The organism is Streptomyces sp. NPDC026589 (assembly GCF_040638385.1).
In the GTDB taxonomy this organism is placed as follows: domain Bacteria; phylum Actinomycetota; class Actinomycetes; order Streptomycetales; family Streptomycetaceae; genus Streptomyces.
This window is the reverse complement of sequence record NZ_JBEZYG010000025.1, coordinates 60,877-82,425: the sequence shown is the minus strand read 5'-3', so window position 1 is coordinate 82,425 and position 21,549 is coordinate 60,877. Positions and strand designations below refer to the sequence as shown.

At 72.0% G+C, this 21,549-nt stretch carries 18 protein-coding genes and 1 other RNA gene; 3 read left to right on the top strand and 16 right to left on the bottom strand.

All coding sequences use genetic code 11. The annotated features are described in order from the left end of the window. Positions 1-66 precede the first annotated feature (66 nt). Both AB0F29_RS32995 and AB0F29_RS32990 read right to left on the bottom strand, forming a co-directional pair. Complete coding sequence (locus AB0F29_RS32995) at positions 67-2,448, bottom strand: UvrD-helicase domain-containing protein (protein WP_361879970.1); 2,382 nt, start codon at positions 2,446-2,448, stop codon at positions 67-69. Between the two features lie 137 nt (positions 2,449-2,585). Next, positions 2,586-3,224, bottom strand: a complete 639-nt coding sequence (locus AB0F29_RS32990) for a CGNR zinc finger domain-containing protein (RefSeq protein WP_361879967.1) — start codon at positions 3,222-3,224, stop codon at positions 2,586-2,588. 145 nt (positions 3,225-3,369) lie between these two features. Between AB0F29_RS32990 and AB0F29_RS32985 the strand changes: the two genes are divergently transcribed. Beyond that, a complete protein-coding gene (locus AB0F29_RS32985) occupies positions 3,370-3,990 on the top strand; it encodes a GNAT family N-acetyltransferase (RefSeq protein ID WP_361880099.1) in 621 nt (206 codons plus the stop codon). Here AB0F29_RS32985 and AB0F29_RS32980 read toward each other — a convergent pair. The 7 genes from AB0F29_RS32980 to AB0F29_RS32950 all read right to left on the bottom strand — a co-directional run bounded on the left by AB0F29_RS32980 (position 3,923) and on the right by AB0F29_RS32950 (position 12,747). After that, a complete protein-coding gene (locus AB0F29_RS32980) occupies positions 3,923-4,486 on the bottom strand; it encodes a GNAT family protein (protein WP_361879964.1) in 564 nt (187 codons plus the stop codon). The two genes, AB0F29_RS32985 and AB0F29_RS32980, sit on opposite strands and share 68 nt — an antisense overlap. 272 nt (positions 4,487-4,758) lie before the next feature. Then, entirely contained in the window at positions 4,759-5,901 is a 1,143-nt protein-coding gene (locus AB0F29_RS32975) for a uroporphyrinogen-III synthase (RefSeq protein ID WP_361879961.1), read from the bottom strand. Positions 5,902-6,041: 140 nt separating this feature from the next. Further along, positions 6,042-7,373, bottom strand: a complete 1,332-nt coding sequence (locus AB0F29_RS32970; protein ID WP_361879957.1) for a nitrate/nitrite transporter — start codon at positions 7,371-7,373, stop codon at positions 6,042-6,044. A 156-nt stretch (positions 7,374-7,529) separates the two neighbouring features. Then, on the bottom strand, positions 7,530-8,699 hold the full coding sequence (locus AB0F29_RS32965) for an acyltransferase family protein (protein WP_361879955.1): 1,170 nt from the start codon (positions 8,697-8,699) through the stop codon (positions 7,530-7,532). Beyond that, the gene (locus AB0F29_RS32960; RefSeq protein ID WP_361879952.1) at positions 8,696-10,918 is read right to left on the bottom strand and encodes a glycosyltransferase; all 2,223 of its coding nucleotides are present in this window, start codon (positions 10,916-10,918) and stop codon (positions 8,696-8,698) included. Before AB0F29_RS32960 ends, AB0F29_RS32965 begins: the two co-directional genes overlap by 4 nt. Next, entirely contained in the window at positions 10,919-11,614 is a 696-nt protein-coding gene (locus tag AB0F29_RS32955; RefSeq protein WP_361879949.1) for a hypothetical protein, read from the bottom strand. Between the two features lie 161 nt (positions 11,615-11,775). Next, positions 11,776-12,747, bottom strand: coding sequence for a LysR family transcriptional regulator (locus tag AB0F29_RS32950; protein ID WP_361879946.1), 972 nt, complete (start codon positions 12,745-12,747; stop codon positions 11,776-11,778). 261 nt (positions 12,748-13,008) lie between these two features. On the opposite strand from AB0F29_RS32950, the gene AB0F29_RS32945 reads away from it, so the two are divergent. Then, entirely contained in the window at positions 13,009-14,361 is a 1,353-nt protein-coding gene (locus AB0F29_RS32945; protein WP_361879943.1) for an MFS transporter, read from the top strand. Between the two features lie 128 nt (positions 14,362-14,489). Here the strand turns inward: AB0F29_RS32945 and ssrA are convergent. From ssrA to ftsE, 5 genes are all read right to left on the bottom strand, one after another. After that, positions 14,490-14,877, bottom strand: a transfer-messenger RNA (tmRNA) gene (ssrA, locus tag AB0F29_RS32940). A gap of 130 nt (positions 14,878-15,007) precedes the next feature. After that, positions 15,008-15,496 carry an SsrA-binding protein SmpB gene (smpB, locus tag AB0F29_RS32935; RefSeq protein ID WP_097934728.1) on the bottom strand — a complete coding sequence of 163 codons (489 nt, stop codon included), beginning with the start codon at positions 15,494-15,496 and terminating at the stop codon, positions 15,008-15,010. Between the two features lie 18 nt (positions 15,497-15,514). After that, positions 15,515-16,702 carry a S41 family peptidase gene (locus AB0F29_RS32930; protein WP_361879939.1) on the bottom strand — a complete coding sequence of 396 codons (1,188 nt, stop codon included), beginning with the start codon at positions 16,700-16,702 and terminating at the stop codon, positions 15,515-15,517. A 68-nt stretch (positions 16,703-16,770) separates the two neighbouring features. Continuing rightward, entirely contained in the window at positions 16,771-17,688 is a 918-nt protein-coding gene (gene ftsX / locus AB0F29_RS32925; protein ID WP_361879936.1) for a permease-like cell division protein FtsX, read from the bottom strand. A 54-nt stretch (positions 17,689-17,742) separates the two neighbouring features. After that, complete coding sequence (gene ftsE, locus AB0F29_RS32920) at positions 17,743-18,432, bottom strand: cell division ATP-binding protein FtsE (protein WP_003968787.1); 690 nt, start codon at positions 18,430-18,432, stop codon at positions 17,743-17,745. Between the two features lie 259 nt (positions 18,433-18,691). Here ftsE and AB0F29_RS32915 point away from each other — a divergent pair, with 259 nt between their 5' ends. Beyond that, positions 18,692-18,892 (top strand): hypothetical protein, encoded by a 201-nt coding sequence (locus tag AB0F29_RS32915; protein ID WP_003968786.1) that lies wholly within the window; start codon positions 18,692-18,694, stop codon positions 18,890-18,892. A 225-nt stretch (positions 18,893-19,117) separates the two neighbouring features. On the opposite strand, the gene AB0F29_RS32910 is transcribed toward AB0F29_RS32915, so the two are convergent. Both AB0F29_RS32910 and prfB read right to left on the bottom strand, forming a co-directional pair. After that, the gene (locus tag AB0F29_RS32910; protein ID WP_361879932.1) at positions 19,118-20,026 is read right to left on the bottom strand and encodes an LPXTG cell wall anchor domain-containing protein; all 909 of its coding nucleotides are present in this window, start codon (positions 20,024-20,026) and stop codon (positions 19,118-19,120) included. Between the two features lie 329 nt (positions 20,027-20,355). After that, positions 20,356-21,462: a peptide chain release factor 2 gene (gene prfB / locus AB0F29_RS32905; protein ID WP_361879929.1), complete on the bottom strand. Its 1,107-nt coding sequence runs from the start codon at positions 21,460-21,462 to the stop codon at positions 20,356-20,358. Between the last annotated feature and the right edge of the window lie 87 nt (positions 21,463-21,549).

Here is a 21,549-nt window from a genome sequence, read left to right as displayed (position 1 = left end):
AGGTAACAAAGACCCCCCGAGAAGTGATTCCCGCGCGCGGGGTTGACTCGCCGAGCCCCTTCGGCGTCAGTCCCTCAACAGGTCCGGTACCCCGTCCTCGTCCGGCATGTCCCGCTCCCCCGAGACCACCGTGAGCTGCTGGGTCGCCCGGGTCAGCGCCACGTACAGCACCCGCAGACCGGCCGGGGACTCGTCCGCGATCTCCGCGGGCGAGACGACCACCGTGGCGTCGTACTCCAGCCCCTTGGCCTCCAGGCTGCCCAGCGCCACCACCCGCTCCCCCAGCTCCGCGAGCCATTCGCGGGCCTGGGCGCGCCGGTTCATCGCGACGACCACGCCGACCGTGCCGTCCACCTCCGCGAGCAGCCGCGCGGCCTCCTCGCGGACCGTGCCGGCCAGGTCCCCTTCGCGTACCGGCTCGAAGCGGGGCACCACCCCGGTCGAGCGGACCGCCGCCGGGGACTCCGTGCCGGGCATCGCCAGCGCCAGTACCTTCGCGGCCAGCTCCGCGATCTCCGCCGGGTTGCGGTAGTTGACGGTGAGGGTGAAGCGGCGGCGCGGCCGGGAGCCGAGCGCCTCGTCCCGGGCGGCGCCCGCCTCGTCCGGGTCGGACCAGGAGGACTGGGCCGGGTCGCCGACGATCGTCCAGGTGGCGTGGCGGCCCCGGCGGCCGACCATGCGCCACTGCATCGGCGTGAGGTCCTGCGCCTCGTCGACGATGACGTGCGCGTACTCGGTGCGCTCCGCCGCGAGCCGCTCGGCCCGCTCCCACTGGGTCTCCTCGCGCTGCGGCATCAGCTCCTCCAGACCGGTGAGCTGGTCCAGAGGGTCCGCCTCGCGCTTGCGGCGGGGCCGGTTCGGGGTGCCGAGCAGCGCCTGGAGCTCGTCCAGGAGCGCCACGTCGTGGACGGAGAGCAGCCCGCCGCCGTCCGCGTCGAGGCGCTTCAGCGACCGGGCCAGGCGGCGCACCTCGCCCTGGTTGAGGATGCGCCGGGACCAGCGGCCGAGGCGTCGCTCGTCGGCCATCGCGGCCAGCACCCGGCGCGGCGTCAGTTCGGGCCACCAGGCGTCGAGGAACTCCAGGAACGGGGTCTCGGTGGAGACGTCCTCGTCGAACGACGAGCGCAGCTCCGCCACCAGCTGCGGGTCGGTGTACCTGCCCCGTCCGGAGGACTTGCTCCACAGGGCGTCCAGCAGCAGCTTCCGGGCGCGCGGGCGCAGCAGGTTGACCGGGGCGGTGCCGCCCAGCACGTTGTGCCGGATGCGCTGGAGCTCGTCGGCCTCCAGCTCGACCCGGGCCCCGAAGGCGACGACGCGCAGCCGGTTCGGGGTCGTCGCCGCAGCGCCCTGTTCGGGCTCCTCGCCGAAGGAGAGCTGGCCCGCCTCTTCGCGCGGCGCCGCGGGCCGGCCCTGTTCCAGCGCGCCCCGGGCGGCCTTGCGCAGCACGTGGAGCATCCGGGAGGAGCCCTTGATCCGGGCCACCGCCGGCTCGTCGTACGTGGTCGCGCCCTGGAGGCCCGCCGCGTCGTCGGAGAGCGAGCCGACCGCGCGGATCGCGACCTGGCCCTCCTCGCCGAGCGAGGGCAGCACCCCTTCGGTGTACGCGACGAGGAGCGGGGTGGGCGAGACGATCAGGATGCCGCCCGCGTACCGCCGCCGGTCCTGGTAGAGCAGATACGCCGCCCGGTGCAGGGCGACCGCGGTCTTGCCGGTGCCGGGGCCGCCGGTGACCTCGGTGACGGAGGCGGCGGGGGCCCGGATGACCAGGTCCTGTTCGGCCTGGATGGAGGAGACGATGTCCCGCATGGTGTGGCTGCGCGCCTGGCCGAGCGCCGCCATCAGCGCGCCGTCCCCGATCACCGGCAGCTTCTCGCCGTCCAGGAACGCCGTCAGCTCCGGGCGCATCAGGTCGTCCTCGACCCCGAGGACCTTGCGGCCCTTGGAGCGGATGACCCGGCGGCGCACGACGCGGCCCGGCTCCTTCGGGGTGGAGCGGTAGAACGGCGCGGCGGCCGGGGCGCGCCAGTCGATCACCAGCGGCGCGTAGTCGGAGTCCAGGACCCCGATCCGGCCGATGTGGAGCGTCTCCGCGATATCGGCTGTGGCGTCCTCCCGTACGGTGTCGTCGGCCGGCTCGACGGAGGTGAACGCGCCGTCCGGGCCGCGCTCCCCGTCCTTGCCGAGCAGCAGGTCGATCCTCCCGAAGAGGAAGTCCTCGAACTCGCTGTTCAGCCGGTTGAGGTGGATCCCCGCCCGGAACACCTGGGCGTCCCGCTCCGCGAGCGCGCCGGGGGTACCGACCTGGCCGCGCTTGACGGCGTCGTTCATAAGAAATTCCGCCTCGTGGATCTTCTCTTCGAGGCGGTGATAAACACGGTCGAGATGCTCCTGCTCGACACCGATTTCCCGGTCCCGCAGCGATTCGACAGCGGCATCCTGCGCGGCCACCGAGGCCCCCTTCTGACGTGCACTGGGCAGCCGTCAACCCTATAGCGAAGGATGCCCCGAGCGCACCTGCCGACCAGGGCCGATCGCGCGTCGCTTCGGGCGGAGCCGATCGCGCGTCGCGTCGGGCGGGGCCCGGTTCACTCGACGCCGGGCGGAATTTCCCTCCCCGGACCGCGCCCGTCGGCCGCCTCCATGGCCCTGCGCCGGTGGCGGGCGACCCGTTCGCGGTTGCCGCAGACCTCGCCGGAGCACCAGCGGCGCCGTCCGCCGCGCGAGGTGTCCAGGTAGAGCCGGTGGCACTCCTCGCCCTGGCAGCGGCGCAGGGCCGCCCGCGCGGCCGGGTCGGTGAGCAGGTCCACGGCGTCCCGGGCGACGACGGCGAGGAGCCCCGCGCAGTCGGGCGCCGTACTCAGAGCCCGTACCAGGCCGCCGTCCGCACCGCGCACCGCCCGGGGCCCCGGAGGCGCACCGGAGGCCAGGGAGTTGACCCGCTCCAGCGCCCCGTCGGCCTCGGGGCCGCCGAGCTGGGCCGCCATCAGGCGGCTGACGGCAGAGCGCAGTTCGTGGAAACGGGCCACCCAGGTGTCGTCCAGCGCCGCCAGTACGGTGCCCGGCGGGACGAGCCGGGCGTCGGTCAGCCACCGGGCCAGACGCGCGGGCCCGTCGAGCTGTTCGCAGCCCCCGGGCGCCCCGCCCGCGGGCTCCGTGGCCACCAGGTCGAGACAGATCCGGCCCGTGCCGAACCGCCACATCCGCGCACCCCTGCCCGTTGCCATGCTCCTGTCACCGCCTTGGGTCACCGGTCGAACGGCCACCCCCCAGAGTGCCCCGGTCCGGGCCCGGCCGGAACCCCCGCCACCACCTCGGTGCGGGACCCGCCCCCGTACCGTGGCGGCCATGGATCGCGAGGGGGAGACACCCATGGACCACCGGGACGGCAGCGCCGTGCTCGGCCCCGGCGGGCTGCGGCTGCGCCGGTGGCACGAGGAGGACCTGCCGGCGCTGCTGGAGGCGTACGAGGATCCGGCGATGCGGCGGTGGCTGGCCACCCAGGTCTCCGGGGCGGACGCGGCGGCCGGCTGGCTGGAGGCACAGCGCACGGGGTGGGCGACGGGCACCCGCTTCGCCTTCGCCGTGACCGAGGGCGGGCGGGACGGCGAACCGCTCGGCAACATCGTGCTGAAGCGGCCGGACCCGGGCAACGACCGCGCGGAGGTGGGCTACTGGACGACGGCCTCGGCGCGCGGCCGGGGCGTGGCGTCACGGGCCCTGACGGCGCTGACCGACTGGGCGTTCACGGAGTTCGCCGTACAGGGCCTGACCAGGCTGGAGTTGCTTCACCAGGTGGACAACGAGGCCTCGTGCCGGGTGGCGGAGAAGTGCGGTTACGCGCTGGCGCGGGTGATCCCGGCGCTGCCGCCCGACTATCCGCTGGACGGCCATGTGCATGCGCGCGTGGCCCCCTCGGCGGCGCTCATCCGACCGGCGGGTCGTCGTGCAGAAGCCGCTGGAACAGGTGGTGGTCGCGCCAGCGGCCGTTGATGTGCAGATAGCCCGGCGCGGTGCCGATCCGCTCGAACCCGGCCTTGGCGAGCACCCGTTGGGAAGCGGCGTTGTCCGTGACGGTCGCCGCCTCGACGCGGTGCAGGCCCAGCCGGTCGCGGGCGGCGTCGCAGACCGCGCCGACGGCGGCGGTGGCGAGCCCGCGTCCGGCGTGGTCCGCGTCGACCCAGTAGCCGAGGCGGGCGTTGCGGTAGGGGCCCCGCTCGACGCCGGAGAGCGTGAAGGCGCCGACCACCCGGCCGTCGTCGTCCGCGAGCGCCCAGGGCATGCACCGCCCGGCGTCCCGGTCGGCCAGCAGGGCCCTGAGCCGGGCGGTCTGGCCCTCGGCGGTGTAGAAGGTCTCGGGGCGTACGGGTTCCCAGGGGCGCATGTACGCGCGGTTGCGGGTGAGGGCCGCGGCGAAGGCGGGCGCGTCGGTGATCGCGACGGGGCGGAAGGCCACGTCCGGGGCGATCCGGTGGAGGTGATCGGTCATCCGGTCACGCTAAGCGCTGCCCCGTCGGCGGTGACGCTCCGGGGCCCTCGGTGGCCGTACGGCGGCGTTCCGGGCCCTCGGCAGCGGCCCCTCAGCGGCGGTACGGCGGCGTTCCGGGCCGTCGGCAGCGGGCCCCTCAGCGGACGTACGGCGGCGTTCCGGGCCAGGGCAGGGCGTTTCGGCAACGCGGCGAGGTGCCGTGGCGCCCTCGGCAGCGGGCCCTTCACCGGCCGGCCGTACGACGTCGCTCCGGGCCCTCGGCAGCGGGCCCCTCAGCGGTCGTACTTCGTGTCCGCCGACGGGTCCAGCGCCAGCCGGTAGCCGCGCTTGACGACCGTCTGGATCAGCCGGGGCGCGCCCAGCGCCGTACGCAGCCGGGCCATCGCGGTCTCCACCGCGTGCTCGTCGGTGCCGCTGCCGGGCAGGACCCGCAGCAGGTCGGCGCGGGCCACCACCCAGCCGGGGCGGCGGGCCAGCGCGTGCAGGAGGGCCATGCCCGCGGGCGGCACCGCGCGCAGCTCGTCGTCGACGAGGACGGCGTGGCCCCGGATCTCGACCCGGTGGCCGGCGACGGGCAGGGTGCGGGCGGCGAGCGGGAGCCGGGCGCACATCAGCTGGACGAGGGGGCCGAGCCGGAAGCGTTCCGGCTGGAGGGTGTCGATGCCCCGGGCCTGGAGCGGGAGGGCGGTGACCGGTCCGACGCAGGCGACCAGCACGTCGTCGCGGAGGGCGCCGAGGATCTCCGGGAGCAGCCCGCGGGTCTCGGCGCGGCCCAGGAACGAGGCGGCGGCGGGGGCGCTGGTGAAGGTGATCGCGTCCAGGCCCCGGGCGGCCGTGACGTCGAGCATCCGGTCGAGCGGGGCGATGTCCTGCGGGGGCATCCAGCGGTAGACGGGGACGACGACGACGTCGGCGCCCGCGGCGTTGAGGGACTCGACGAAGCCGGGCAGCGGTTCACCGTGCAGCTGGAGGGCGATCCGGCGGCCGGCGACGCCTTCGGCCAGGAGCCGGTCGAGGACCTCGGCCATCGATTCGGACCCTGGCGACCATGCCTCGGTCAGCCCGGCGGCCCGGATGGCGCCCTTGACCTTGGGGCCCCGGGCGAGGAGTTCGACCCCGCTCAACGTCTTCAGCAGGGCGTCGCCGACGCCCCAGCCGTCGGCCGCCTCGATCCAGCCGCGGAAACCGATCGCGGTGGTGGCGACCGCCACGTCGGGGGCGTGGCCGATCAGCTGCTTGGTGGCGGCGAGGAGTTCACTGTCGTCGGCGAGCTGCACGATCCGCAGGGCGGGGGCGTGCAGGACGGCGGCCCCGCGGCGTTTGAGGAGGGTGGCGAGCTCCTCGGCGCGGCGGGCGGCGGTCACCCCGACGGTGAAGCCCGCGAGGGGGCCGTGCGTTGTGTCGTCGTCCTGCATGGCGTGTTCCCGGCTCCCGTGGTTCCGCTGGTACGCGAGGTGCGAAGGCCCGAGACTGTCAACGATGCGTGACAGGCTCGGTTCCCCCGTATTTCCCGGCCGTTACGTCGTACGACGCCGGGGTGCGGTTCGGTGACCCCCTACACCTCCGCGTAGCCGAGCCGGCCCCGTGTGGGCACGGGCGCGGGACGGCGAAGGTATACCGCCCAGGTGAGCGTGGTGCACACCCCGTAGAAGGCGAGGAAGGACCAGAAGGCCGCGGTTCCGGCGCCGGAGGCCTGGAAGGACTGGCGGAAGGCGAGGTTGATGGCCAGACCGCCGAGCGCGCCGACGGCCCCGATGAGGCCCATGGCCGCGCCGGAGAGCCGTCGTCCGTGGGCGGCGGCGGCCTCCGCGTCGAGCCCCCGGGCGAGGGCCTTGGCGTGGAAGATGCCGGGGATCATCTTGTACGTCGATCCGTTGCCGAGGCCCGTCAGGACGAACAGGGCGGTGAAGCCGGTGAGGAAGACGGGCAGCGAGGCGTTCCCCGAGGCGTGGATGACGACGCCGGTGGCGGCGGCCATCGCGGCGAAGGTGGCCAGGGTGATGCGCGCGCCGCCGTACCGGTCGGCGAGCCGGCCTCCGACGGGCCGGATCAGGGAGCCCAGCAGCGGGCCGATGAAGGTGAGCGAGGCGGCCTGGAGCGGGGTCCGGCCGAACTGGGTCTGGAGCACCAGGCCGAAGGCGAAGCTGTAGCCGATGAACGAGCCGAAGGTGCCGATGTAGAGGACCGCCATGATCCAGGTGTGCGGGTCGCGGACGGCTTCCAGCGCGGCCCCGGTGTCGTTCTTCACGGGCCGTAGGTTGTCCATGTACAGGGCGGCGCAGACGCCGGCCAGGACGATCAGCGGGAGGTACACGCCGAGGACGATCCGGGGGTGCGAGGCCCCCAGCGTGCCGATGACGAGCAGGCCGACGAGCTGGACGACGGGGACGCCGATGTTGCCGCCGCCCGCGTTCAGGCCGAGCGCCCAGCCCTTCTCGCGCAGCGGGAAGAAGGCGTTGATGTTGGTCATCGACGAGGCGAAGTTGCCGCCGCCGATCCCGGTGAGCGCCGCGACCGCGACGAAGGTGGCGTACGAGGTGCCGGGCTCCATCACCCAGAACGCGGCCAGGGTCGGGACGAGCAGGCTCACCGCGCTGAAGACCGTCCAGTTGCGGCCGCCGAACCGGGCGACGGCGAAGGTGTACGGCACCCGCACCAGGGCGCCGACGAGGGTGGCGGTCGAGATGAGGAAGAACTTCCCGGCCGGGTCGATGCCGTACTCCGGTCCCATGAACAGGACCATCACCGACCAGAGGGTCCAGATGGAGAATCCGATGTGCTCGGAGAGCACGGAGAACCACAGGTTGCGGCGGGCGACGCGTTCGCCCTTCTCCCGCCAGAACGTCTCGTCCTCCGGCTCCCAGGTCTCGATCCAACGGCCTGCCATCACGCGCCTCCACAGGGGGTCGGGGTGGTGTCCCCGTCGCTTCGGGGTGTTGTCCCGACGCTAGGGAGCCCGCGTTTCGGCGTGGTGCCGTGAGGTGACCGGTGGGCAACCTTGCTCTCACCGGGCCCCTCCCGGCTCGGTGAGATGCGGTGTCCGCTACCGCCTGCCGTCCGGCCAGAGCCTCGGCCGGCGCCTGGCGGCGACGTCCTCGGCCCAGCCGAAGGCGAGGACGCAGAGCGCGATGAGGGCCCAGGCGATCAGCAGCACGGGCACCCAGCTCTCCAGCAGCCAGGGCACGTTCTCGCTGAGAGCGTCCACGGACCAGAGCCGGTCGTAGAGCGTGGCGGCCGTCAGGATGCAGACGTTGTGCCAGAGGTAGACGGTCACCGCCCGCGAGTTGAGCAGGGTGATGGGCCGGGCGAAGGGGCGCAGCCGCTTCGGCCACGCGGTCCAGGTGGGGCTGAGGTGCAGCAGGAGCAGGACGCAGCCGAAGGACCACAGGGCCTGGGCGAGCGGGATGGAGTCCAGGTCGAAGCCGCCGCGGAACCCCTCGTGGCTCGCCCACCACAGCCCCGCGCCCGCGAAGAGCGGGGCGATCGACGGCACGACGTAGGCGGGCAGCCGTTTCAGGACGCCCTCCTGGTGGGCCATGCCGAGGACCCAGCAGGCGCCGAACGTGGAGAAGTCGGTGATCGCGGAGTCGAGGCGTTCGGTGGTGGAGAACAGCTCCAGGCGCATGACGACGGCCAGGGCGAGCGGCGCGAGCAGCGTCGGCCAGGGCAGCCTGCGCAGGCCGCGCAGGATCAGCGGGGAGAACAGGACGAACCACAGGTAGGCCCGGATGTACCAGAGCGGCCCGGCCAGCTCCTCGGGCCAGCTCGCGCCGAGGAATCCGTCGATGCCCGCCACGTCGTACGCGTACGGCGGATCGCTGAGCGGCAGCACCCAGTACAGGAGGTGCTGCCACCACCAGCCGGGGTGGCCCTCGGCATCCGGGCCCCAGCCCTGGGCGGCCATGCCGGTGACGCCTATCGCGCCGAGCAGCCACAGCGGCGGCAGGAGCCGGCGGACCCGGCCCCGGATCACCTGGGCGGCGGGCCGCTTCAGCGAGCGCGCCATCAACGTTCCGGCCAGGGCGAACATGACGCCCATCGACGGGAAGACGACGGGCAGCCAGGCCCAGCCGGTCAGGTGGTAGAGGACGACGCGGAAGAGGGCGAGGGCCCGCAGCAGGTCGAAGTACCGGTCGCGGGCGGGTTCTACGGGGGCGGGCGGCGGGGCCGCGTGGTCCGGGGTGACGGTCATCGGCAGGGGCGGGGCGGTCATACGTAGGGCCTTCGGTCCGGGCTGCCGGCGCTGACGGCCCCGGTGTCGGCGGGCCGCCGACCGGACGAGCCGCCGGGAGCCTCCACCGCGCCCGTGCGCCGCAGCTTCTGCCAGCGCAGCCGGCCGCCGGTGAGCGCGGTGATCCAGGACTGGAGCAGGACGACGTACATGAGCTGGCGGTAGAGGATCTGCTGGAGCGGCAGCGAGATCAGGTGCGTCATGCGCTCCTTGTCCAGCCGGAACGCGTAGGCGGCGCAGACCGCCTGGACGACCAGGACGCCGAACCACGCGGCGACGGTCTTGCCGGTGGGGCCGAAGACCAGCCCGTACAGCAGGAACACGTCGATCAGGGGCGCGAGGAGCGGGGCGAACACCATGAAGAGGGAGACGAACGGCAGCCCGACCCGTCCGAAGCGGCCCGACGGCCCGCGTTCGATGACCGCGCGACGGTGCTTCCAGATGGCCTGCATGGTGCCGTAACTCCACCGGTAGCGCTGCGACCACAGCTGCTGCACGGACTCCGGGGCCTCGGTCCAGGCGCGGGCGTTCTCCGCGTAGACCACGCGCCAGCCGTCCCGGTGCAGGGCCATGGTGACGTCGGTGTCCTCGGCGAGGGTGTCCTCGCTCATTCCGCCGACCCGGTCCAGGGCCTCGCGGCGGAACGCGCCGACGGCCCCGGGGATGGTGGGCATGCAGCCCAGCACGTCGTACATCCGGCGGTCCAGGTTGAAGCCCATCACGTACTCGATGTGCTGCCAGGCGCCGATGAGGGAGTCGCGGTTGCCGACCTTGGCGTTGCCCGCGACGGCTCCGACCCGGGGGTCCCCGAAGGGCTGGACCAGCTCGCGGACGGTGGACGGTTCGAAGACGGTGTCGCCGTCCATCATCACGACGATGTCGTAACGGGCGTGCCGGATGCCGTTGTTGAGGGCCGCGGGTTTGCCCGCGTTCCGCTGGCGCACGACCCGTACGCGGGGCAGCCGCATCGCCTCGACGAGGTCGGCGGTGCCGTCCGTCGAGCCGTCGTCGATGACGATGATCTCGATTCTGTGCTGACTGGCGGCCAGGGAGCGCACCGTCGCCTCGATGCACGCGCGTTCGTTGTACGCGGGGACCAGGACGGAGACCGGGCGGGTGACGGGCGGGCCCCAGCTGAAGTTCCCGCGGCGGACCTTGCGGGCGTGCAGGAAGGAGAGCAGCAGCATCAGTCCGAAGCGGGCGAGGACCAGGACGCCGATGACGGCGAGCCCGACGACCAGGACGCCGGTGATCCGCTCGGAGACGGCGACGGCGCCGACGAACGCCTTGCCCTTCCACAGCGCGAACCCGGTGACCGGGGTGTGCGCGCTGGGGGCGTCGAGAGCGGTGGTGAGCCGGGTGAAGGTGTATCCCCGCTCCTTGAGGTCCGGCAGCAGGGTGTCGAGCGCGGCCACGGTCTGCGAGCGGTCGCCGCCGGAGTCGTGCATCAGGATGATCGCGCCCTTGCCGTCCTTCGGCGTGGCCCGCTCGACGATGGCGCGGACCCCGGGGCGCTTCCAGTCCTCGCTGTCGGTGTCGTTGACGACGGTGAGGTAGCCGCGGCTGCCGATGTACTGCGTGACCGGCCAGGACGTGTTGTCCATGGCGTACGAGAAGGAGGAGTACGGCGGCCGGAAGAGCGAGGTGCGGATGCCTGCCGCGCCCGCCAGCGCCAGCTGGTTCTGCGACAGCTCCCAGTCGATGCGTTCGGTGGACTGGTAGGAGAGGTCGGGGTGGTTGAAGGTGTGCAGCCCGATCTCGTGCCCCTCGGCGACCATCCGCTCGACCAGTCCGGGGTACCGGGCGGCCATGTTGCCGGTGACGAAGAAGACGCCGTGGGCGTCGTACTCCTTCAGCTTGTCGAGCACCTTCGGCGTCCAGACCGGGTCCGGGCCGTCGTCGAAGGTCAGGACGGCCCGGCGGTCGGGTACGCGCAGGGTCTTCGCGTCACCGGAGCGGGCGTCGATGACGGGCCCGCCGTCGCGGACGTCCTTCGGCACCCGGGTCCGGGAGTCGGCGTCGCTGACCCGGTGGTCGGCGAGGATCTCGCCGTGCACGTATCCGCGCAGCATCAGCATCGCGAGCAGGGCGACGAGGAACGTCGTCGGCAGGAGGTAGCGCATGGGGAGCCTGTACCGGCTCCGGCCGCGTGGCGCTCTCCTCGATCCGCCGTTCCTGCCCCGCGTGGCGGGGGAGTTCATCTACGGGGCGCTCTCTTCTTGCACCGGCTGGTCGGGAGTCTCGGCGGGAGCGGTCGTCGTCGGGTCGGACGGCTTCGGCTCGGGGGACGGCGGTGAGGGGTCGACCGGTGGCTTGGCGGTCGAGGTCGTGGGGTCCGGTTTCGTGGCACCGCCCGTACCGCCCGTACCGCCCGCGCCGGTGGTACGGGACGGGGCGGCGGAGACCGGCACGGAGGGGGTGCCGGCCGATCCGGCGGGCACCAGCACGGAGGTGGCCGACGGGGTCGCGTCGCCGGGCGTGCCGGACTCCTCGGTCGCCGCGGGGCCCGAGGCGCTGGGCCCCGGCTCCGGGGCGTCCCCGAACGGGCCGCCCGCGGTGTCGTCGGGCACCGGGGCCTCCTCGGCCTGCTCCGCCTCCGCCTTCTGCCCGGTCTCGGACAGGGGCAGCCAGGGGGCGCTGGAGCTGCCGCCGAGGAGGGCGAGGACCAGCGTCACGGCGTAGGCGACGCAGACCGAGGCCAGGACCCAGCCGAGCCGTCGGAGGGTCTTGCCGCGGCGACCGCTCTCGTCCACGAACACGGGACCGTCGGCACCGTCCGGCGGGGCGGGTTCGCCGGGCAGTTCGGCGAGCTGACGGCCCAGCCCGTCGAGCTGGATCGTCGCGTCGTCGGGCTCGTGCGTGTGCCAGGTTCTCCGGCTTTCGCGCCAATCGTCCACAGGTGCGGCCCCATCCCCCACTCAAGAATCAGGCGCACGAAATTGACTGGTTCTTTACTGTTGGACTGGGCCCCCACCCGTCCATGAACCCGGCCTTCCTGCACCCGGACGATGAATGTAGCGCACGACGTTGACACCCAAACGCCCCTGAGCGGAGTTGGTCAGGAACGGTTGCGCATCAGTGACCGATCGCCCTCGGGAAGCCAGGAGCCGGGGGGCGGGACCATCCACCCTTCAGCAAGGGCCAACTGGTCCGTAGCGCTCCGCAGCGCATCCACGCCGGGGTGGTTCAGACCCTTGCGCCAGACCAGCGCCAGCGGCGAAAGCGGAATCGGGTCGACGAGCGGGCGCAGCACCGTTCCGGGCATCGCCGGGAAGTCGACGACGGCGAGCACGGGGTGCCAGCCCTTCGACATGACCCGCTGAAATTCGGCCACGCCCACAGCGAGCGGAACGGGCGGGGCCATGCTGATGCCCCACTCGGCGAACAGCAGCGCGGCGAGGTCCGTCCACTCCCGCGTCCGCTCGTTGCCGGCCCCCGCGTAGACGGTCTCTCCGGCCAGCTCGGCCAGGGCGACGGCCTCCCGCGCGGCGAGGGGATGGGAGACCGGGAGCATCAGGGCCATCGGCTCGTACCGCACGGGGTGGACGGAGAGTCCCGCGCGCACCGCGGGGGCCAGGCCGGCGGCCCGGCCGAAGGAGGCGTCGAGCCGGCCGGCCAGGATCTCGCCTGCGGCCCAGGTGAGGCCGGACTCGAAGCGGGCCATCAGCTCGCACTCCGGCAGCAGTTCGCGGGCGCGCGCCAGCACCCGGGCGGCGGTGGCGCCGTCGCTGTTCAGGTCGACGAGCAGCGGCCTGGCGGGCGCACCGCTGAAGGCCCCGGACAGTTCGGCGTGCGCGTCGAGCACCCGGCGGGCGTACGGAAGCAGACGTTCCCCGTCCGGGGTGAGCACGACCTGCCGGGTCGTACGGACGAACAGCTCGGCGCCCAGCTCGCGCTCCAGCCGCCGGACGTCCCGGCTCAGCGCCTGCTGCGCGACGAAGAGGCGGGCGGCGGCCCGGGTGAAGTGCAGTTCGTCGGCGACGGCGAGGAAGGCGCGCAGGAGACGGGGATCGATGTCGGCGGGAGGCACAGCGCGAATCTACCGCGCGGGACGCCATTCACAACACAGACGCGTGAATCGGCGCGGAGAAGGTGTTGGACCCGGGCGGCGGTCCACGGCCAGCCTGTCCGTATGCCGATACCGCCCGCCGCCGCCCGCCAGGAGCCCGCTCCCCTGCCGGAGTCCGCTCCCCGCCCGGCGGCTGTGCCCCGCCCTCAGTCCGCTCCCCGCCCGACGACTCTTCCCCACCCTCGGCCCGCTCCCCTGCCGGCCCCGTCCCGCCGGGCCATCATGCCCCGAAACGGCCCGCCCTCCCGCCCGCTCGCCGCTCCCCGGCCCGTTCCCGCCGCCCGCCCGGACCGGGCCGTCGCACCGCCGTTCACTCCCCTGCTCGCCGTCGTCGGCGGCCAGTTGGTCGCGGCCCCTCGCTCCGAACCCGGGCGGACCGGGGGCGCCGGGCGCCGGCGGTCGTCGAACCCGTACCTCCGGCTGCTGGCCACGCCCGGGGCGCGGGCGTTCACGGCGGGCAACCTGATCGCCCGGCTGCCGATGGGGATGTTCAGCGTCAGCGCGATCATCATGATCGCCGGGTCCCGGGGGTCGTACGCCCTGGCCGGGGCCGTCACCGCGACCGGGCTGGCCGCGACGGCGGTCGTCGCGCCCTTCACCGCCCGGCTCGTGGACCGCTACGGACAGGCGCGGATCGCGGTGCCCGCCACCGCGCTCGCCGTGCTGGGATCGCTGGCCCTGGTTCTCTGCGTGCACTACGGGGCCCCGGCCTGGACGCTGTTCGCCGCGTACGCCGCGACGGCGACGACCCCGAACACCGGCGGGATGTCGCGGGCCCGCTGGGCGCATCTGCACCGGGGCGACCCGGCGGCCCTGCACACCGCGAACTCCTTCGAACAGGCCGCCGACGAGCTGTGCTTCATGCTGGGCCCGGTGCTCGCCGCGACGCTCTGCGGGGCGCTGTTCCCCGAGGCGGGCACCCTGGTGGGGGCCGTGCTCCTGATGAGCGGCGTCCTGGTCTTCGCCGCCCAGCGCGCCACGGAACCGCCCGTCACCCCCCGTACGAGGACCGTGGCCTCGCCCCTGCGCACACCGGGGGTGCCCGCGCTGCTGGCGGTCTTCCTCGCCACGGGGGCGGTGTTCGGGGCGCTGGAGGTGGTCTCCATCGCCCACGCCGGGGGCGCGATCCTGGCGCTCCAGGCGGCCGGGTCCTGCGCGGCGGGCCTGGTCTACGGCGCGCTGCGGCCCGCCCGGAACGTCCGCCTCAGGCTGCTGCTGTGCCTGGCCGGGATGACGGCGCTGATGTCCCTGCCGCTGCTGGCCGCCACCGGCTCCGCCTCCCTGCCGGTCCTGGCGCTCTGCCTGCTGGTGGCGGGGGCGGCGACCGCGCCGACGATGGTCACCGGCATGACGCTGGTCCAGCGGTCCACGCGCCCGGAGCAGCTGAACGAGGGCATGACGCTCGCGGTGACCGCGCTGCTGGGAGGCATCGCGGCCGGAGCGGCGGCCGGCGGCTGGCTGGTCGAGCACGCGGGCACGGTCACCGGCTACGCGGCCCCCATGTCCGCGGCGGCCCTCGCCCTGGTCATCGCGGGAGCGGGGACGGCGGTGCGGCGAGGGGGCCGTGCGGTATGAGCAGGGAAGAGCGGGCACGGGGCGCCGGGCACGCCAGGCGCCGGGCATGAATAGGCCTGCACGAAAAAGCCCGCATGAAAAAGCCTCCGCCCCGCGAGTGAACTCGCGGGGCGGAGGCTTACATGGGGTGGTGGAGATGGCGGGAATCGAACCCGCGTCCAACGGTGCGGAACCAGGGCTTCTCCGAGTGCAGTTCGCTGCGCTTTTCTCGGCCCCGGAGGTCACGCGAACAAGCCTCCGACAGGCCCAGCCACTGTTTGATTTCCTTCTCGGCCCCGTGGCCGGGCCGAGAAGTTTAGATCCCTAGTTGATGCCAGGATCCGGGTCGGGATCACCCCCGGGCTGACACTCCGCAGAGTCTTCGCTTAGCTGCTAATTAGGCAGCGAGGGCGAAGGCGGAGGAATCGCGCTTGGAATTGGCGATTATTGTTTGCGACATATGGTTTACGAGATCATTGCCGCTTCCTCGACTCGCTTCCCCTGCTTCGACATCCGCTGTCGAAACCGATCATCCCCATGTTGATTTTTCAAAACGCGCACCTTCGCTGAGGTGCACGGCCCATCGTACGTGACCAACGCCGGACGATGCCACTGTATTCCTGCCCGGCCGCCTGCCCCGCCGGGGCAGGTCCCGCTCGGGCCCCGCTCAGGCGCTGCGCTGCCGTCGGCGGGCCGCCGAGATGGCGCGGTTCGTCTCCCGCGTGTCCTGCTTCTCGCGGAGCGTCTGCCGCTTGTCGTACTCCTTCTTGCCCTTCGCGAGCGCGATCTCGACCTTGACCCGGCCGTCCTTGAAGTACAGCGCGAGCGGCACGATCGTGTGGCCCGTCTCCTGCGACTTCGACTCCAGCTTGTCGATCTCGGCCCGGTGCAGCAGCAGCTTCCGCTTCCGCTTGGCCGTGTGGTTGGTCCAGGTGCCCTGGACGTACTCGGGTACGTGGATGTTGTGGAGCCAGGCCTCGTGGTCGTCGATCTGGACGAAGCCGTCGACCAGGGAGGCCCGTCCCATGCGCAGGGACTTGACCTCCGTACCCATGAGGACGAGGCCGCACTCGTAGGTGTCGAGGATCGTGTAGTCGTGCCGCGCCTTCTTGTTCTGCGCGATCATCTTGCGCCCGGTGTCTTTTTCCTTCGCCATAGTGCGGTCATTTTCGCACTACGACCCACCCCCGAGGCCACTCAATACCGTCTCGGCCCGCTGCTGGGCCCTCTCCCCCACCACGAGGTCGGGTGTGATGCCCCTGCCGTCGACGTTCCGGCCGGTCGGCGTGCGGTAGTGGCCGACGGTCAGCTCGGCCACCGAACCGCCCGGCAGTTCGCTGGGCATCTGCACGGAGCCCTTGCCGAAGGTGGGCGAGCCCACGGTGACCGCACGGCTCCGGTCCTGGAGCGCACCGGTCAACAGCTCGGCGGCGCTCATCGTGCCGCCGTCGACCAGGACGACGAGCGGGCGGTCCATGTCACCGCCCGGATCGGCGTACAGGGCCTGCTGCTCCCCGCGTACGTCGTACGTCGCGACCAGCCCGCCGTCCAGGAAGGCGGAGGCGGCGACGACGGCCTCGGTGACGAGACCGCCGGAGTTGGCGCGCAGGTCGAGCAGGATCCCTGCCCCGTCGGGAGCCTCACGGACCGCTTCCCGGACCTCGGCCCCGGCGCCCTTGGTGAACGCGGCGACCTTGATCAGGACCGCCGACGACGGCTCGGCCCCCAGCCGCCGCACAGTGACCGCATCGGTGGCCAGCCGGGCCCGCCGGAGCGTCTCGGTCCAGCCCCGGCCCTCCCGCACCAGGCCGAGCTCCACCCGGCTGCCCTCGGCCGCCCCCGTACCGTCGCCGCGCAGCAACGCGACGACCTCCGCCACGGGGCGCTTGCCGATCGCGCGGCCGTCCAGGGTGCGCAGCAGGTCGCCGGCGCGGATGCCGGCCCGGTCGGCGGGACCGCCGGCCTGCACGCGGGACACGGTGACGTGGCCGCCGTCGGTGCGCCGGGCGGAGAGCCCGACGCCGGTGTAGGAGCCGTCCAGCGCCTGCTCGAACTCCTCGTACTCCCGCTCGTCGTAGACCGCGCCCCAGCGGTCGCCACTACGGCTGACGACCTCCTCCGCGGCGTCCTTCACGGACTTCCCGTCCGCCGCGGCCTCGGCGGCCGCGTCCTCGATCTCGTCGCGGTCGACCGGGGCGACGGTGGAGGAGACGGCACGCGTCTGCGGCCCGGCCCCGGAACCGGGGTCCTGCGGCAGGGATCCGGTCGCGGCGGCGGTGGCGAGAGCACACCCGAAGACCAATGTCAGGGCCGCCCCGCGGCAGAGGCCGCGGGGCCGGAAGCGGTGCGAACAACCCGACATGGCGCCGAGTCTAGGACAAGGCCCCTGGGGCGCACGGGCACTCACCCGTGCGCCCCAGGGGGCACATGTCACACCTTCAGGTACTTGCGCAGCGCGAACAGAGCGGCGACGGCGGGCATCAGCAGACCGATCGCGAGCACCAGCGGGAGCTTGGTCAGGACCGCGTCCCAGCCGATGAAGTTGATCAGGTTCAGCTTCTCCTGGAGCGCGAGGCCGCCGTCGATCAGGAAGTACCGTCCGCCGAGCAGCATGGCGCAGGCCAGCACGCCGCCGATCAGGCCGGCGACGGCCGCCTCCATGATGAAGGGGGCCTGGATGTAGAAGCCGGAGGCTCCGACGAGGCGCATGATGCCCGTTTCACGTCTCCGGCTGAACGCGGAGACGCGCACGGTGTTGACGATCAGGATCAGCGCGATGACCAGCATCAGGATCATCACGTAGACCGCGACGGCGTTCATGCCGTTCATCAGCTCGAAGAGCTGGTCCAGGATGGACCGCTGGTCCTGGACGGACTGCACCCCGTCCCGCCCGGCGAAGGCCGTCGCGACGACCTTGTACTTCTGCGGGTCGTCCAGCTTGACGCGGAAGGACTCCTGCATCTGGTCGGGCGTGATGTTGCCCGCCATCGGGGAGTCGCCGAACTGCTCCTGGTAGTGCTTGTACGCCTCGTCGACCGTCTCGAAGTGGACCGTCTCGACGGCGTCCATCTTCTCCAGGTCGGCCTCGATCTGGTCCTTCTGCTCCTTGGTGACAGCCCCCTTGGCACACTTGGGCATGTCCTTGGCGTCGTTCTTGTTGCAGAGGAAGATCGAGACGTTGACCTTGTCGTACCAGTAGTCCTTCATCGTGCTGACCTGCTCGCGCATCAGCAGCGCACCGCCGAACAGGGCGAGCGAGAGGGCGACGGAGACCACGACCGCGAAGGTCATCGTGAGGTTGCGGCGGAGACCGACGCCGATCTCCGACAGGACGAACTGGGCGCGCATGGCGTCCTTTCAGTACTCGATGCTCGAAATGCACGAGGGGCCGGAGCCCCTCGGTCAGTGCTGGTAGCCGTAGACGCCGCGTGCCTGGTCGCGTACGAGACGGCCCTGCTCGAGCTCGATGACGCGCTTGCGCATCTGGTCGACGATGTTCTGGTCGTGGGTCGCCATGATCACGGTGGTGCCGGTCCGGTTGATCCGGTCCAGCAGCTTCATGATGCCCACCGAGGTCTGCGGGTCGAGGTTGCCGGTCGGCTCGTCCGCGATCAGCAGCATGGGGCGGTTCACGAAGGCGCGGGCGATGGCCACGCGCTGCTGTTCACCACCGGAGAGCTCACCGGGCATCCGCTCCTCCTTGCCGCCGAGGCCGACGAGGTCGAGGACCTGGGGCACGGCCTTGCGGATCTCGCCGCGGGGCTTGCCGATGACCTCCTGCGCGAAGGCCACGTTCTCCGCGACCGTCTTGTTGGGCAGCAGGCGGAAGTCCTGGAAGACCGTCCCCAGCTGGCGGCGCATCTGCGGCACCTTCCAGTTGGACAGCCGCGCGAGATCCTTGCCGAGCACATGGACCATGCCCGTGCTGGCGCGCTCCTCGCGCAGGATCAGTCGCATGAAGGTCGACTTGCCGGAGCCGGAGGACCCCACCAGGAAGACGAACTCACCCTTCTCGATGTCCAACGAGACATCGCGCAGAGCCGGTCGGGTCTGCTTCGGGTAGGTCTTGGAGACGTTGTCGAATCGGATCACGGATGCACCACGGTCGGCCGGGAGTAGGTGAGCGTGACCATACGCGAACCGGGCTCACGCGTGCAGGCGGCGTCCACCAATGGGCGTTTTATGGCGGATCGACGCCTGGAACGAAACGGGTCGTGCCGGACCTTGTCCGGCGGGCCGCGCCGAATTCGCCGCGAGCTGGCACAGTGGTGGGGGGAACGGTTGCGTTTCCGTGAGCGTTGTGCGGAGAGAAGCAGGTAAGCGGCTCCGCCGCGCGGGAGGAGGAATGCGCATGACCTATGACCGACTGGTGTGCGCGAACTGCGCGTCCCCCGTCAGCGAGGGCCGGTGCCGTGTCTGCCGTGCCGTGCGGCAGCAGATGCTGGAGGAGCAGGGCCAGGGCCCGCTGGCCGGGATGAGCCCGGCCATGCTGATCGCCCTGATGGTGGTGCTGCTGACCGCGCTCGCGCTGCTGGCGCACCAAGCGGCCTGATCCGGCCGCGCACGACCCTCCGGGACCGCCCCTCATAGCCCTTTCGGGGCTGACAGACGTATGCGTACGGCCGCCCGAGCGGTTCGGGCGCACAGAAGGGCCCGGGAGGCGTTGTATGCCCTCCCGGGCCCTTCTGCATGCTGTGCCGTGTCGCTTCGGGGCCGCGACCGGACCGGACCTGCGCCCTCTACGCGCCGGTACGGTCCACCACGGTCCGTTACGGGACTAGGCGACCGTGCGACCGCCGCCGACCAGGCGGGGCAGGATACGGAAGCCGATGCCGCCCGCGATCATCGTCGCGGCGCCGATGACCAGGAAGGTCGTCTCGGCCGCACCGGTCTCGGCGAGCTCTTCCTTGCCCTTGCTCTGCTCGACCGGCTTGTTGCCGACGCTGTCGGTGTCCGTGTTGTCGGTGCACTCGGCGCCATCGAGGTCGACGGTGCAGCCGGCGTCGTCGCCACCGGTGGTGGACCCGCCGCCGGGCGCGGAACCGCCGCCGGACGTCGAGCCGCCGTTGGAGGAACCACCGTCGGAAGAGCCGCCGTCGGAGGAGCCGCCGCCAGAGGTGCTGGTGCCACCCTGGTCGCCGCCGCTGTTACCGGAGGCGCCGTTGTTGCCCGAGCCACCGTTGTTGCCCGAGCCACCATTGTTGCCCGAGCCACCGTTGTTACCGGAGCCGCCGTTGTTGCCCGAGCCACCGTTGTTGCCGGTTTCGCCGGTGGTGGTCTCGCCGGTGGTGGTTTCACCCGTGGTCGTCTCACCGGTGGTGGTCTCGCCCGTGGTGGTTTCACCCGTGGTGGTTTCACCCGTGGTCGTCTCACCCGTGGTGGTCTCACCCGTGGTCGTCTCACCCGTGGTGGTTTCACCCGTGGTGGTCTCACCCGTGGTCGTCTCACCCGTGGTGGTTTCACCCGTGGTCGTCTCACCGGTGGTCTCACCTGCGGCGCCGCCGACGTCGACGCCGCCGATCGGGTCGTCGTCCAGCAGGCCCGTCTGGACCTCGACATCGGCGACGCCGGTGTCGACGCCAATACCGATAGCCTGCGCCGCACCGGCCGCGGTCAGCGAGGCACCCGCGGCGATGACCGCGCCGGCGGCGATCCGCGCGACGCGAATACGCGTCTTCTTCGTCATGTGTTGCTACCCCCAGTAGCCGATCTCGTCATTGGAGCAGCCATATGCGGGTCGCGGCCCTGCGGGGAATCGCCTCGGCAAGGCCACGTCACGTCGTGGTCACCCCGCCAGCCCCCCGGTTCACACCCGTCCCAGACATACGCATGCTGCTCTAGCACCCTGGCCAGAGTTAAGGACTACGTCAAGGCCGTTCCGTGCACTAGGCACCCATATGGGGGTTCTTGACGGTTATTCGGAAGCCGGACTGTGACGCGTCGGGCACAGGTCCTCCGCAACGGAGAAAGGCCCGGACAGTCGCCTGTCCGGGCCCAATCTCCGTACCGCCGGGGCTACTTCTCGCTCTGCTTGCGCCAGCGGATGCCCGCTTCGACGAAGCCGTCGATCTCGCCGTTGAAGACCGCTTCGGGGTTGCCCATCTCGAACTCCGTACGCAGGTCCTTGACCATCTGGTACGGGTGCAGGACGTACGAACGCATCTGGTTGCCCCAGGAGTTGCCGCCGTCGCCCTTGAGCGCGTTCATCTTCGCCTGCTCCTCCTGGCGGCGGCGCTCAAGAAGCTTCGCCTGGAGGACGTTCATCGCGGACGCCTTGTTCTGGATCTGCGAGCGCTCGTTCTGGCAGGAGACGACGATGCCGGTGGGCAGGTGGGTCAGCCGGACCGCGGAGTCCGTGGTGTTGACGCCCTGTCCGCCGGGGCCCGAGGAGCGGTACACGTCCACGCGCAGCTCGGACTCGTCGATCTCGATGTGGTCGGTCTGCTCGACGACCGGGAGCACCTCGACGCCCGCGAAGGACGTCTGGCGGCGGCCCTGGTTGTCGAAGGGCGAGATACGGACCAGGCGGTGGGTGCCCTGCTCGACGGAGAGCGTGCCGTAGGCGTACGGGACCTGGACGGCGAAGGTGGTCGACTTGATGCCGGCCTCTTCCGCGTACGCGGTCTCGTAGACCTCGGTCTTGTAGTTGTGCCGCTCGGCCCAGCGGATGTACATGCGCTGGAGCCTCTCGGCGAAGTCGGCGGCGTCGACGCCGCCGGCCTCGGCGCGGATGGTCACCAGGGCCTCGCGCGCGTCGTACTCGCCGGAGAGGAGCGTGCGGACCTCCATCTCGTCCAGCGCCTTCTTCACCGACTCCAGCTCGGTCTCGGCCTCCGCCTGGGCGTCGGCGTCGCCCTCGTCCGCGGCGAGCTCGAAGAGGACTTCGAGGTCGTCGATGCGGCCGCGCAGGGTCTCGGCCTTGCGGACCTCGGCCTGGAGGTGGGAAAGCTTGCTGGTGATTTTCTGGGCCGCCTCCGGGTCGTCCCACAGGGACGGCGCCGCAGCCTGCTCCTCGAGCGCGGCGATGTCCGCCCTCAGCGCATCCAGGTCCAGGACGGCCTCGATCGACCCCATGGTCGAGGAGAGGGACTTCAGCTCTTCGGAAATATCGACGACTGCCACGGGTCCAGCGTAACGGCTGGGCGGATGAAGCTTGCCCTCGCCCGGAAACCGGTTGCCGGTCCCGGACCGCGGCGAGGGTTCCCGGCG

Coding starts and splice junctions, on each gene's coding strand:
- AB0F29_RS32945 (WP_361879943.1), top strand. CDS start 13,009: ATGCCCCGAAACGGCCCGCCCTCCCGCCCGCTCGCCGCTCCCCGGCCC.
- AB0F29_RS32990 (WP_361879967.1), bottom strand. CDS start 3,224: ATGGCAACGGGCAGGGGTGCGCGGATGTGGCGGTTCGGCACGGGCCGG.
- smpB (WP_097934728.1), bottom strand. CDS start 15,496: ATGGCGAAGGAAAAAGACACCGGGCGCAAGATGATCGCGCAGAACAAG.
- AB0F29_RS32975 (WP_361879961.1), bottom strand. CDS start 5,901: ATGCAGGACGACGACACAACGCACGGCCCCCTCGCGGGCTTCACCGTC.
- AB0F29_RS32970 (WP_361879957.1), bottom strand. CDS start 7,373: ATGGCAGGCCGTTGGATCGAGACCTGGGAGCCGGAGGACGAGACGTTC.
- ftsX (WP_361879936.1), bottom strand. CDS start 17,688: ATGCGCGCCCAGTTCGTCCTGTCGGAGATCGGCGTCGGTCTCCGCCGC.
- AB0F29_RS32915 (WP_003968786.1), top strand. CDS start 18,692: ATGACCTATGACCGACTGGTGTGCGCGAACTGCGCGTCCCCCGTCAGC.
- AB0F29_RS32960 (WP_361879952.1), bottom strand. CDS start 10,918: ATGAACTCCCCCGCCACGCGGGGCAGGAACGGCGGATCGAGGAGAGCG.
- AB0F29_RS32965 (WP_361879955.1), bottom strand. CDS start 8,699: ATGACCGCCCCGCCCCTGCCGATGACCGTCACCCCGGACCACGCGGCC.
- AB0F29_RS32930 (WP_361879939.1), bottom strand. CDS start 16,702: ATGTCGGGTTGTTCGCACCGCTTCCGGCCCCGCGGCCTCTGCCGCGGG.
- AB0F29_RS32985 (WP_361880099.1), top strand. CDS start 3,370: ATGGACCACCGGGACGGCAGCGCCGTGCTCGGCCCCGGCGGGCTGCGG.
- AB0F29_RS32910 (WP_361879932.1), bottom strand. CDS start 20,026: ATGACGAAGAAGACGCGTATTCGCGTCGCGCGGATCGCCGCCGGCGCG.
- AB0F29_RS32980 (WP_361879964.1), bottom strand. CDS start 4,486: ATGACCGATCACCTCCACCGGATCGCCCCGGACGTGGCCTTCCGCCCC.